Below are 12844 nucleotides of genomic sequence, written 5' to 3'. Positions count from 1 at the left end.
AAAATCATGAAAAAACGAGAAAAAGTTATCCTCTTACAGAAAAGTAAGTGAGGGCAAAAATATGAAATAAAAGAATTACGGAGGGGTTTTGTGGTGAATTATTTGTTGCCTCGCAAAGAAGTCCGCTTGGCTAACGAGAGGAGTCTTGCCTGGTTAGAACAAAAGCAAGTTCAACAAACCCAAGCCGATTCACTATTAGAAGCCGAAACCCAAAGAATATATGACAAGATTAATAATCTTTCCTTTGATTTTACTTTGAAAAAAGATGAAAAAGGCGAACCATTTGGTTCAGTGGGATTTAAGGAGATTTTAACAGCCTTAGAAAAAGTTGGTTTTTCCGGTCAAAAGAATCAATTATTAGACTTTCATCCTCTTAATAAATTGGGAGAAAATATAATAAAAGTAAAATTAAGTAATAAAATAATTGCTAATATAAAGATAGTGATAAAATAATAATATATAATAGAATTGAAAATGGAAACTACTAAATTAATCACTAAATTAACTAATTTTGAAATTAAAGAACTGAAAGACAAGAATTTTAATACTTTTTATTTGATTGTGAATAGAGAGAACGAAGATGAAGCGTATTTTTGTTTTGAAAGAATGCTAAAAGAAACAGGCTGGGATATTTTAACGAGAAGTCCGGCTCCGATTAGCATTGAAATTGAATACGAAGAAAGCAGAGTAACGAAAGAAGATGGGAAAGAGAGGGTTTACAGAAGAGCAACATACTTAAGTGCGGATGATGATAATATTATTATTTAATATTTAATCACTGAGAGATTTGAATACGCAGTAAATTTCAAAATTAAATATTCTAAATAATGTCATGTCCAAAATCGCTAAACGAATTATTTTAATCCCCGAAAAAGTAAAAATTAATTTCGGAAAAGGAACCATTTCAGCCGAAGGACCGTTAGGTCAAGGCGAGGAATTAATTGTTCCTTCCAGTCTGGAAATCACTCAACAAAAAAACGAGTTAACCACGAAGTCTGACAATTCGGCTCTGGCTGGCACTTACAATGCTTTAATTTCTAACATGATAAAGGGAGTAGTAGAAGGTCACGAAAGAGTGGTGGAAGTAAAAGGGGTCGGATATAAAGTATCTTTACAAGGAGGAAAATTAGAATTTTCTTTGGGAAAATCGCATCTTATTTACATGGATATTTCACCAGAGTTGACGGCAAAGGTAGAAGGAAATAAAGTAATAATTAAAGGTAAAAATAAGCAAAAAGTTACGAGTCTAGCCGCATCCATTAGAAGCCTTCGTCTTCCCAGTATCTATAAGAAAAACAAAGGCATTTATTATCTGGGAGAAGCCGAGACTATTAAATTGAAAGCCAGGAAAAGTAAACAAAAATAAATATGCCTACTATTAATCAATTAATTAACAATCCCCGAGTACCTAAACTCAAAAAGGCTAAACTGTTGGCCCTAAAAACCAATTGAAATTCCCGCCGAAAAAAATATTCGTGGGCTAATAATCCACAAAAGTCCGGAATATGCGAAAAGATAGGAGTAACAAAGCCAATGAAACCTAATTCAGCTAATCGACCCTTCGCTCGAGTTCGTCTCAAAAATAAAAAAGTAATTACTGTCTATATTCCTGGTGAAAAGCACAATCTTCAAGAATATTCCTCGGTGCTAATTAGTGGAGGTGGCGCCCAAGATTTACCTGGGGTGCAATACCATATAATTCGAGGCTATGGCGATGCGGAGGGAGTCAAAGAAAGAAAGCAAGGTCGCTCTCTCTATGGAGCCAAGAGAGCAAAAGAAACAAAAGGCAAGTAGTTTCAATAGAACCAACTCTTTCCTTCTTTTACTGTGTATAAAAACAAACTAATAAACTTGTCTCTTTTGTCGTCTAGTAAACAATCAGCCTCCAACAATTGCTATTCCTCCGATCACCACCACTAAGAAAATGGTTAATGGTAAATTGTCGTTGGGCTTTTTGTCGTTAGAAGGAGGCGAGTTAGTATTACTTGGGATTTCCCCCAGAATCCAGGAATTGACAATTTGTTGCAATTCGTCTTTTTTGGCTTCCAAAGCATCCTTTATCCATCGGTTACCACTATTTTCCAATTCGGAAATTTTTTGCCGCACGTCTGATTTTTCTTGCTCGGTCCGGGCTTGCTTGGCCTGGTTAATGAGGTTAACAACTATTTTATTGCTTCGTCCCTGGTTGATATTATTAGAAACCGAATTTTTAATATTTTTAATTTCCTCCGCGCTACTCGCATTTTTGATTTGTTCGGCAAAATTTTGGTTCGCTTTCTCTAATTCATCCAACGACAGAGGTGGGTCTTGCTGTAAAAATTCATCTAGTGAATTGATAGTTAATTCACGATATTTTGGTAAATTGACGGTGGCTAATTGTTGGAATAATTTTTCAATGTCAGACTTTCTTTCCTCATAAGAAGAAGTGCCCTGATAGGTTTCAATTTGGCTGAGTAATTTCTCCAAGTTTATTAAATCGTTGTTAGCAATCGCGGTCTGGGCTTGGCTAATTAGGTTATCTAATTTACTGGCAATTTCTTTTTTGGCTCTTTTTTGTTTGATTTCTCCTAATATCCGGTCGCGAAGACTTATAATTTGATTTTCTTCGCTGAGAGAATTCAGTTCATTTTCTCAATTCGGATTACTTAATTCCTCATTTTTAATGACCGGTTGCTGACTCAGAGCATTTTTAATCCTTTGAATAGCCTCATTTAAGGCATTTTGTCGGCGGAGGTCTCGAACATTATCCAACACTTCTTGTTTTCGGCTTTGTAGTTCTCCCAAATTAGCGGAAGTAGAAATATAAGTCTGTCAATCATCATTAGTAAGAGTAATTTTTGGTTCCTTATTTAATTCGGTTTTAATTTCTTGAATGGCTTTTTGGATTTCAGCAGCGAGATTTGTATTGTTGTTATTATCTTCTTCTTCGTCCTCCTCGCCGTTTTCTCTTCTTCGTTCGGCTATTTTTTGTTTGGCTTGTTGAATAGCGTTTTTTCAGTCTGTTTCCGAAGAACTATTCCTAATCATGTCTTTAAACTTTTCTTGTTCATTGTAGTTTAGTAATTCTCAATCCATTAAATTATTTAACTCTTGGAAATATTGTTGTTTTGTTCTGGGTCTTGGAGGAGAATTTTGCTGGTTTTCTTTATTTTTCAGTCATTCTTTAAGGTGTTCGCCCGTGCAAAATCTTTTGGTTCCGGTTTCCGCAGATACCTTTCAACCTTTCTTGTAGCATCCGGGATAAGCACAATTAGGGACCAAATTTCAGCAGTTAATGCATCATCATTGGTTTTTGGGTGGCTTTCGGTATTTTCAATCAACTGATTGTTTTTTTTTACATTTATAACAAGGGGCATTGTCCGTATTGGGACCCGCATTCGGGGTTTGGCTATTCCCATCATTATCCATTTCAAAACCGGACGGCAAATCAGTTTCCGGGCTACTCTTGCCCTCAATTATATCATGACAGGTATTTATTCTTTGTTGCTTTTGTGAACGACGGCGGTGTTCTTTGTCTTTTCCTAACTTGGTTCATTCGTCAAATTCAATTACTACTTGTGTTTCAAAAACTCCTCCACTCGGGTTTTTTCCTTCTCGTTGTCATTTACTTTTCAACCTTGTTCGCACTTCTCCCTTTACCCTAGTGTTTATAGGTGGGAATATTCTCTTTTCATATTGTTGTTGTAATTTAGCACGGACGATTTTATGATTGGTTCAGGGAATATTAAAAACCGTCGCAAATTGGCGCAAAAGATTCTCGGCTTTTGGTATACTATTTAGTAGAGTACTAAGATTTATATTTTTTGCTGTGTCAGTCATGGCATTATTATTTTCTTGTTATTATTATTTGGCAAGTTTTAAATTGCCAGACTGTATTATTTTTTCCCTACTGTTTTTTTTTTTTTTTTGTTAATTCTGTCATATGATTATATATTAAGATTTATTATATTGATATCACATTGATAACCACTTTTTTTCTCATGGTGTTGGTAGAAGCCATTCCTACCGATCACTCTGAAAAACAGATATTCTCGACTTTTTACTAATTTATCGCCACCAAATCCCCATTGCAGACTTCAAAAGCTTGAATAGCTCCGGCCTTTTCGTAATCACTTTCTGCCTCCTGAATAATTCCCGCCAAAAAATTTCGGGTCGAAATGAGTGGTTTAATATTTATTTTTCTTGGAATATTTTTCATTTTAAAGCGCTTTTTTTATTTGGATCGTAAATAAATAATTAATAAGTATGAAAATCTTAACCATTGGCGATATCTTTGGAGAAACCGGCCGGCAAGTCATTAAAAATTATCTCCCCCAATTAAAAAAAGAATATCAAATTGACCTAACTGTTGCTAATGTAGAAAATACTACTCACGGCAAAGGAATATCCCGCAAGCATTACTGAGAATTAAAAAGTTATGGAATTGATATAATGACTTCCGGCAATCATATCTTTGCTAACGAAGAAACTAGAAAACTTATTAGCGAAGTGCCAGATTTATTAAGGCCTCTTAACTCGAACCCTTATCATCCAGGGCCAGGAACCATTTGAACTAAAATAAAAGGTAAAAAAATTCGTATTACTAATTTATTAGGAACTAATTTTATGCCTCTTGCAACTGAAAATCCCTATTTTGCTTTGGAAAAAATACTAAACTTACAAGACTGGGACCTTCATTTGGTAGATTTTCACGCCGAGACCACGGCCGAAAAAATTGCCTTGTCCTTATATTTTGACGAAAAAAATGTCGCCGGAGAGAGTAAAAAAATTAGTGCTTTGTGAGGAACCCACACTCATGTACAAACAGCCGATGAGAGAATTTTACCAAAAGGAACTGGTTTTATTACCGATTTAGGTATGACCGGTCCTTATAGCGGGGTTATTGGGGCTAAACCAGAAGTGATTTGACAGCGGTCTAAATATGGTTTGTCTGCCAAAATGACTCCCCAGAAAGATAACGGACAATTTAATGGAGTTGTTTGGGAATTTGATGATAATAATAAATTAATAAGTATTAAAAGAATCAATAAAGTGTTTTAGAAAATAAACCTAATATTTAAGTATTTTTGTATTTTACTATAATGTTGGATTACTAAATCTCTCCACCTTGAAATTTCTTTGACGAGAAATGGTTAATAGTTGACTTTTTTCCCGGGACGAACTAACAAAGGTTAGGGCTTTGCCGCTGGCTCCAGCCCGTCCGGTCCGTCCTGTGCGGTGAATATAAAACTCTCGATTTTGCGGAAAATCATAATTAACCACGTAGGAAATATCCTTAATATCTAAACCTCGTGCAGCCACGTCAGTAGCAATTAACAAAGAAATCTTTTTCGCTCGAAATTTCTGAAAAACACGGGTGCGGCGATTTTGGGATAAATCGCTGTGAATATAATCAACTCTTAAATTATTGTCAAGCAAAATATTTTTAATTTCTTCAACCTTTCTTTTGGTGTTGGCAAAAACGATTACGGAATTGGACTTGTTAGCAGAGAGAAAGTTAACTAAATCGCGGTTTTTTTGCCGTCAGGAAGCCGTTTCTAGATAATAATGCTTGGTGTTGCTAGGCAAATCGTTGGTAGGGCTGGTGATAAGAATGGGCTCGTGAGCGAAGCGACGAGCAAACCTTTCTACTTCCGGAGAAACGGTGGCGGAAAAAAGTAAGGTTTGGCGTTGCGTTGGGATTTTCTTCATTATTTTTTCAATTTCCGGCAAAAATCCTTTGCTAATCATTTCGTCCACTTCGTCCAGAACGACGAATTTTAAATGGTCCAGACGGAGACTTTGGCGCGTAAAAATGTGGTCGATAATTCGGCCGGGAGTCCCTACCACTAGGTCAACGCCCCGACGAAAACTTTGCAATTGTTGATAAATTGGTGCACCGCCGTAAACGGCTGCCACTTGTAAATTGTTATGAGGAGACAATTTACGAGCTTCTTCGCTCACTTGTAGAGCCAGTTCACGGGTAGGGACTAAAATAAGTACTTGGGGTTTGTGAATTACAGTTAGTTTCTCCAAAATGGGAATTAGAAAGGCGGCCGTTTTGCCGGTTCCCGTCTGGGATTGAGCGATAATATCTTGACCCGCCAACACAGGAGGAATGGTTTGTAATTGAATGTTAGTCAGTTGGCTATAGCCAGCCTGACGCAAATTATTTTTGGTTTTTTCTGATAAGGATATATTTTCTAGATTCATTATTAAATTATTTTAATCATTTTTTATACTTCGGTTGGGATTTTTGTATAATAAAATTATATTAAGGAGACGGAGGAAGGGAATGAGGCAGAGGCAAAAATCTCTCTCTCTCTCTCTCTCTTTCTGATAATAAAAAAGTAATAAATTAATAATAAAGAAAATATGGTAAAATTGTTAAATATAAAATTAAGAACTAACAAAACGAATTGTACTTCCTTGTCAGACCACAGAATCATTGGATTAGTGAGTCAAGCGGAAATAACCGACCAAAACGGAACCAAATTGACCCAAATTAAAAATAAAGGTCCGGCCGGAGGACAAATTCAAATAAGCGATCTGACCGAAATCCAAGTAGATTCTGATGGTTTTGACATTCCCATTTCTTGGGCTTGAGAAAACAGGGGGGGGGGGGGATACTGATGTTGAAATAACTATTAAAAATGTTAAATATGATGAAACAACGGGATTAAATGGGACTAGGAATTTTTTAGCCACGGGTTCTGGTCAGCCCTTAAATGTTCTCGAATTAAAACAAGCCGAAGATTTTCAAGTAAGAAGTATTGATAAATATTATAATTTAATAGAGACCATTGAATTGAGTAGTAGCACACCCAATGTTAAAAAAATTTTAAGTGATTTTGGCGAATTGATTTTTAAAGTTGGAGAAGTGTTTAACAAAAAAAGCGAAAGTGAATTAGTTAATAATATATTCCCTGAATTTAAAAAATATAAAACAGCCGCCCCCACTTCTCTCGAAAATAAGTTTTACCACCTGAAAGATATCATTACTGATGACGAAGAAGTTAGAAAAAAATTCATCGACTTTGTTATCGAAAGTGTCGAGAAATGGTCTACTGAGTGGAAACAGTTAGGGGTCGATTTTTTTAGTTCGCGTGAGGCATCGGACAATGGTTTCGATATAGATGATGAACCGGCTTTGAAAAACGAGATTAAAGGTGGGAAGTATAAAGGATTTTTGGTCGGCCGAGCTGAGAAATATGGGTATACCTACGGCTCTGGCGGGGCAGTCTCGATAGGAGAAAGAAATCGCTACACCAAAGAAAATATTGATGTCTTTCGCAAGGTTTTTACTAACGATTTAGATAAAGACGACCCCAAATATTTTCGGGGTTTTCGTCCGGGGGACATTGCGGAATGGACCAATCCGACCGGTTTTTTTGTGGTTAATCGTTGGTATAACATAAAGAATAAAAAGAATACCGGAGTAAGATTAGAGAAAGACGAAGTCCTTACGCAAACTGGCTATGAGTTAACTGTTTGAGGAAATGGCAATTTAGCAATTACGATTAACGACATGAAAAAAATCTTGCTCGAAAGCGAAGTCTCTTTTAACGAAATGCTAAAAACCAAACAAGAGCATTTGGAAACTTACCGAAAAGTGATCGAGGACGAATATTCTGCGGCTAAAAACGACCAAATATTGATTGATTTATACCAAGAATTGACGAACCTATTTTCGGTGTTGGATAAGACCTCTTACGGGAGCGAAAATGAAGCCACTTGCAAAAATGATTTAAACATTCTCAAAAATTATGAAAGTCCGACTGCCGATTCCGACCAGGAAAAAATACAAAAGAAGTTTGCGACTGAAATTAGCCAAAAGAAACAGGAAATTAACAATCGTTTAGCAGTTCTCGGTCAAAAACCAGACTTACAAGTATTGATAAACGCAGCTGTTAATGAGGATTACGGCCAGGGACAATTGAGCGACGAACGGAAAAAGATTTTCACAGACCATAAAGCGTCAATTACTACGGAGGCTATTCTCACCGAGATTAAGGAGTTAATTAAATTGCTGGTTCAGGCGGAAGAAAATATGGACACTGGCACCAGCAAGGATCTGCTGAATAAATTAAAAAATGAATATCAGAACGGCAGCGGTGATAAAAAAACGACTTACACGATTGTCAACCAAGTGGATAATAAATGAGTGGATCGAAAAATTACTGATTTGGAAAGCGGACAAGAAAACCCTCTAACAAAGAAAAGAGATGAATTGCTGGTTAAACATAACAATAGCCCAGAAGCCCAGGCTATTTTCGGACATAGTGTTTTGGATTCAGTGGCGGCTTTGGAAGAAGCAGAGAAATTATGAAGTAAAGTTAAGGAGGCCCAAGGTAAAAACGACACAGACGCTTCCTTGTTGTCTCTTTTGCAAGATTATCAAAAAGCCACCACCGGCGACAAAAATAAAGCCTGAACCGCGGTTAATAGTCATAATAAACAAGCCGAAGCGGCTATCAAACATTTACAAAAAGCCGATCAAAGCCGAGAGGAAGTGGTAAAAGGAATCCAAAATGCCAAAGACGAAAATGAATTAACAACGGCTTATAACCAAGCCAAAAATAGCAAATTATATCAACAGGGTGGCAAAAGTAAAACCATTATTGATAATCTGAACGAGCGGAAAAAAGTTTGTTTCCAAATTGCCAAGGATGCTAGCATTTCTAACGAAAACAAAACATTTCTCCAAACAGCACTTATCAAACTAATTCCGGAAACGATCAAAAATGATACTGACGAAACCAAATTGACTGAATTAGAAACTAAATTACAAGCCTTCCAAACGGCACGAGAGAATGAAGAAAAAGGCAAAGTCTATCAGAAGTATAAAAGCACAATTGACGCAGTATTAAAAGAAATTAGGGAAGAAAAGCAACGATACCAACAAACGAAACAGGATAGCTCTGACAACAGTCAAAATGATAATAAACCGTCAGGATTTCCAATTTGGGCTATTGGTCTGATTATAGTGGGAATAATTGCCGTAGTAGGACTGGCTATTTATTATTTTCAGCGAAGTTCACAAAAAAACATTGATGAGGAGTAGAAAATAGGTAGCGGAGCAAGAAAGTTATTGGTTTAAAATTACTTTATAAGAACAATGACTTCTTTCTCCCGAATTGCTAAATTGACCACCAAAAAAATAGGCAAGATTACCACGCTTTATATTTGAATTGTCGAAATTAAAAAATTAAGTAGTTATTTGTGATTCATTAACGGTCAAGATAGTAGCGGTTATATTCAAATTGTAGTTAAGGACAAAGAATTGATTTCACAGTTAAAAAAAAGAAAAAAAGGGGACTTATTAAAAATCTGAGGAGTTGTCAAAAAAAAAGAAGGACCAGAAAAAAGGTTAGAAATCGAGTTGACGAAGTTTCGATTAATCAATACAAGCCGAGAATGACCTTTTGAAATTAGAGACGATGCCAATATCAATGAGGACACTAAATACCGCTATCGTTATTTAGATTTGCGCCGTCCCCGCAGCAAAAAATTTCTGCTTATTAAGGATAAATTATGCCATGAAATAAGAAATTTTCTTCACAAGCGAGGGTTTGTTGACATTGAAACGCCCATCCTAGCCCAAAGTTCCCCCGAAGGGGCTCGCTGTTTTGTGGTTCCTTCTAATCTCCCCAATCGTTATTATACTTTGCCCCAATCCCCCCAGATTTTTAAGCAGTTGTTAATGATGAGTGGTTTTGACAAGCATTATCAAATTGACAAAAGTTTTCGCAATGAGGACGCCCGAAGTAATCGTCAAATCGAATTTTCTCAATTAGATATAGAATTGAGTTTCACTTCCGAACGAGAAATCAAAAAGTTGGTGGAAAAATTGCTCCAAACCGTTTTGAAAAAAGTTTTTGGTTATCAGATAACCACCCCTTTTCCGACTTTGACTTATCGGCAAGTAATGAAAAAATATGGGACTGATAAGCCGGATTTGCGCCAAAATCCTCAAAATGACCGAGAATTAAAATTTTGCTGAATAACTGATTGACCGCTTTTTGAGTATAATCAAGAAGTGAAAAAATATGAATCTTTTAGACACCCTTTCACCATTCCGAAAAAAAAATATATCGAACCCTTATTAAATGATAAAATTAAGCCTGAAAAAGTAATTGGAGAAGCATTTGATTTAATTTGTAATGGCGAGGAATTATTAAGCGGTAGTATCCGTATTTATCAACGAGATTTACAAGAAAAAGTATTACAAATATTAGGTTATAAGCAGGAAGAAAGAGAAAAAAATTTCGGTTATTTTTTGCGAGCATTAGAATTTGCGGCTCCACCTCATGGTGGGGTTGGTTTAGGAATTGACCGTTTGTTAGCGGTAATATTAAATATTAATAATTTAAAAGAATTAATTGCTTTTCCTAAAAATATTGACGGCACTTGCTCTTTGACCGGAACGCCTAATTTTGCTAAAGAGGAGGATTAATGATTTAATTTCTCTTCTTTCATTCAGCCTCCAAGCACCTTTCGCAATGACAAAACCATTCATTAGGATATCGGTGTTTGCTCTTGACATAAATCTCTGCTTTTCTTAATCATTCTCGTTCAATTGCTAATGGTCTCCATTGTTCCCTTTTAAACTTTTCATATTGTTCTCAAAGCTCAGCTCTTCTCTTAGAAATTTTAGCATTCTTTTTCTTTATTTTAGAATAGCTTCAATAATCAATAACTAAAAAAATAGGAAAAATTATCAAAAAATAAAGAAAAACAGTTTCCTTAGATTTATTTCAAAAATACCAAAATAAAAAGAGAAAAATGATAAGCGCTAAGAGCGAAAATGATTTAAATTTAACATCAGCAATAGCATAACGTCATTTGGCAGCATTCATTTTTTCTCAATAATCTTTGACTTTTAAGCAAAAATGGCAATAATATCTATATTCTCCTCTTATTCCGACTCTACGGATATCTCCGGGATTGGGATGATATCAAATATTTTCACCATGACCTTTCTTTAAAAATTTACGACATTGATAACAAATCATTTTTTAACTTATTTTTATTGGTCTTATACATGATAATTTTACTTTATAATTACAAGAGAAATTGGGTTAAGTTTTTTCTAAAAAATGAATCGCTTTATGGCCTTTTCTAACCTACATTTGGTTTACTTTCCCAAGCAAAATTTACTAAAAATAATATCCAATAATTCACCCTCATATTCTTTACCACTTAATTCTTGGACTAATTTATAACCGATTTCTAAATCTCCACACAAAGCGTCTAAATAAGTTCCTTTTTTTAATTCATTAATTACGGACTGTAATTGTTGGATGAGACTAGTTAATTTGGCTTGCTGTCAACTGTGGCTTAAATAGGGATAAAGCGAGAGACTATTTACTAAATCGCCGGCAAATAATTGGCTGATTTTGGCTTCTAATTCGGTTAATTGCTGATTTTTGGCACTAATTCGGCAAATCTTGTCCGGAAAAATAAAGTCCGGCAATTGTAATTTACTTCCTTGGTCTATTTTATTAATAATAATTAAATGATTTTTGTCTCTAATGTGAGAAAAAATATTTTCTTCTGCTGAACCTCACGAGCCGGAATTATCCACCAAAAAAAGAATGATTTCGGCTTGACTGAGGGCTTGCCAAGTGCGTTCGACTCCAATTTTTTCCACTAGGTCGGCAGTTTCGCGAATGCCAGCAGTATCCAGTAAAATTAGAGGGATTCCATTCAGGTTATAACGAGCCTCAATTATATCTCGGGTAGTTCCTGCTACCGGAGAAACGATGGCTTTTTCCTCTTGGAGTAGAGCGTTCAAAAGGGTGGATTTGCCCACATTAGGCTTTCCTACGATAGCCACTTTTAATCCTTCCTGGTAGACCCGGGTTTTTTGCCCGGTTTTTTGGATAATTTGTATTTTTTTGCCCAATTTAGTTATCCTTGGCAAAACTTGTTGACCGGTCAAATACTCCACCCCGTCATATTCAGGGTAATCAATATTTACTTTGATAGTAGCGATAATGTCTAATAATTCATTTTCAATTATTTTCAATTCTTTTTGACTTTCGGGGCTTAAATTGTGGAGGGCCAACTTGGCTCCTTGAAGGCTAGGGGCACGAATTAAATCATTAATGGCTTGGGCCTGGACCAAATTCAGTTTGCCATTAAAAAAGGCCTGTTTGGTAAATTCGCCTTTTTCGGCTAATTCTGCCCCATTTTCGAGAATCAATTGTAATATTTGTTGGACCACGAATAAATTGCCATGACAACTAATTTCTACCACATCCTCCCCTGTAAAAGAATGTGGCTTGTAAAAGCAAAGTAATAATACTTCATCAATAATTTCTTGCTGAGAATTGACAATTTTGCCGAAAATTAATTGCGGTTTTTTTTGGGGATATTCTGGTAATGGGTGATCAAAAATTTTGGTAATGATCGAATAGGTTTTACTACCTGAAATTCTAATGAGAGCAATGTTTTGCGTAATGGGTGCCGTTACTAATGCCGTAATAGTTTTTTGACTAATCATAGAAAAAAGCGTGACAATTATAAAACATGAAGTTAAATTTTTAGTTTATAAGGGGGAATTCAGCCCCCTAAATTATTAGCATAACTTTACAAATATCACAGACAATTATTTTTTTTCATCCCTAATTGTGTATGATTATTTCCGGCCATAAATAAATCTCTCCTCTTTTGACTATTTTTTTACTCATCTTATCACAATTTTATTTTCTATTACTCGGTTTTTGAATTCCCGTAAGAACTTTTTATTGTTGACTTGTCTTAATTACGTCATGTAATATTTTTACACAAAAGTTGAAAAAATGTTTGCCTTAAGAAACTAATAATTGAGAATAAAACAATTGTAGATTGTTTATTTAAG

13 protein-coding genes are annotated in these 12844 nt (G+C 35.5%); 8 read left to right on the top strand and 5 right to left on the bottom strand.

Features of this window, described 5'->3' with window-relative positions; genetic code table 4:
- Window positions 1-6 precede the first annotated feature (6 nt).
- The 4 genes from rplI to rpsL all read left to right on the top strand — a co-directional run bounded on the left by rplI (window position 7) and on the right by rpsL (window position 1794).
- On the top strand, window positions 7-453 hold the full coding sequence (gene rplI, locus DHMRE_RS01445; RefSeq protein WP_322632608.1) for a 50S ribosomal protein L9: 447 nt from the start codon (window positions 7-9) through the stop codon (window positions 451-453).
- 21 nt (window positions 454-474) lie between these two features.
- A complete protein-coding gene (locus DHMRE_RS01440; protein ID WP_322632607.1) occupies window positions 475-768 on the top strand; it encodes a hypothetical protein in 294 nt (97 codons plus the stop codon).
- 64 nt (window positions 769-832) lie between these two features.
- The gene (gene rplF / locus DHMRE_RS01435) at window positions 833-1366 is read left to right on the top strand and encodes a 50S ribosomal protein L6 (protein WP_322632606.1); all 534 of its coding nucleotides are present in this window, start codon (window positions 833-835) and stop codon (window positions 1364-1366) included.
- Window positions 1367-1368: 2 nt separating this feature from the next.
- Window positions 1369-1794, top strand: a complete 426-nt coding sequence (rpsL, locus tag DHMRE_RS01430) for a 30S ribosomal protein S12 (protein WP_322632605.1) — start codon at window positions 1369-1371, stop codon at window positions 1792-1794.
- Window positions 1795-1842: 48 nt separating this feature from the next.
- On the opposite strand, the gene DHMRE_RS01425 is transcribed toward rpsL, so the two are convergent.
- Window positions 1843-3819 carry a hypothetical protein gene (locus tag DHMRE_RS01425; RefSeq protein WP_322632604.1) on the bottom strand — a complete coding sequence of 659 codons (1977 nt, stop codon included), beginning with the start codon at window positions 3817-3819 and terminating at the stop codon, window positions 1843-1845.
- A 223-nt stretch (window positions 3820-4042) separates the two neighbouring features.
- Window positions 4043-4198, bottom strand: coding sequence for a hypothetical protein (locus tag DHMRE_RS01420; RefSeq protein ID WP_322632603.1), 156 nt, complete (start codon window positions 4196-4198; stop codon window positions 4043-4045).
- Window positions 4199-4245: 47 nt separating this feature from the next.
- Here DHMRE_RS01420 and DHMRE_RS01415 point away from each other — a divergent pair, with 47 nt between their 5' ends.
- Complete coding sequence (locus DHMRE_RS01415) at window positions 4246-5040, top strand: TIGR00282 family metallophosphoesterase (protein WP_322632602.1); 795 nt, start codon at window positions 4246-4248, stop codon at window positions 5038-5040.
- A 36-nt stretch (window positions 5041-5076) separates the two neighbouring features.
- On the opposite strand, the gene DHMRE_RS01410 is transcribed toward DHMRE_RS01415, so the two are convergent.
- Window positions 5077-6192, bottom strand: coding sequence for a DEAD/DEAH box helicase (locus DHMRE_RS01410; protein ID WP_322632601.1), 1116 nt, complete (start codon window positions 6190-6192; stop codon window positions 5077-5079).
- 162 nt (window positions 6193-6354) lie between these two features.
- Between DHMRE_RS01410 and DHMRE_RS01405 the strand changes: the two genes are divergently transcribed.
- The 3 genes from DHMRE_RS01405 to DHMRE_RS01395 are packed head-to-tail and all read left to right on the top strand — an operon-like array spanning window position 6355 to window position 10435.
- Window positions 6355-6630: a hypothetical protein gene (locus DHMRE_RS01405; protein WP_322632600.1), complete on the top strand. Its 276-nt coding sequence runs from the start codon at window positions 6355-6357 to the stop codon at window positions 6628-6630.
- On the top strand, window positions 6554-9043 hold the full coding sequence (locus tag DHMRE_RS01400; protein ID WP_322632599.1) for a hypothetical protein: 2490 nt from the start codon (window positions 6554-6556) through the stop codon (window positions 9041-9043). Before DHMRE_RS01405 ends, DHMRE_RS01400 begins: the two co-directional genes overlap by 77 nt.
- Window positions 9044-9097: 54 nt before the next feature.
- Window positions 9098-10435 carry an amino acid--tRNA ligase-related protein gene (locus DHMRE_RS01395; RefSeq protein ID WP_322632598.1) on the top strand — a complete coding sequence of 446 codons (1338 nt, stop codon included), beginning with the start codon at window positions 9098-9100 and terminating at the stop codon, window positions 10433-10435.
- Between the two features lie 4 nt (window positions 10436-10439).
- On the opposite strand, the gene DHMRE_RS01390 is transcribed toward DHMRE_RS01395, so the two are convergent.
- Both DHMRE_RS01390 and mnmE read right to left on the bottom strand, forming a co-directional pair.
- On the bottom strand, window positions 10440-10994 hold the full coding sequence (locus DHMRE_RS01390) for a hypothetical protein (protein WP_322632597.1): 555 nt from the start codon (window positions 10992-10994) through the stop codon (window positions 10440-10442).
- A 122-nt stretch (window positions 10995-11116) separates the two neighbouring features.
- Entirely contained in the window at window positions 11117-12487 is a 1371-nt protein-coding gene (mnmE, locus tag DHMRE_RS01385; protein ID WP_322632596.1) for a tRNA uridine-5-carboxymethylaminomethyl(34) synthesis GTPase MnmE, read from the bottom strand.
- Between the last annotated feature and the right edge of the window lie 357 nt (window positions 12488-12844).

It is taken from the genome of endosymbiont DhMRE of Dentiscutata heterogama (genome assembly GCF_002888635.2).
Taxonomy (GTDB): domain Bacteria; phylum Bacillota_I; class Bacilli_A; order Mycoplasmatales; family CGIF01; genus CGIF01.
This window is presented reverse-complemented; position numbering and strand designations above follow the sequence as displayed.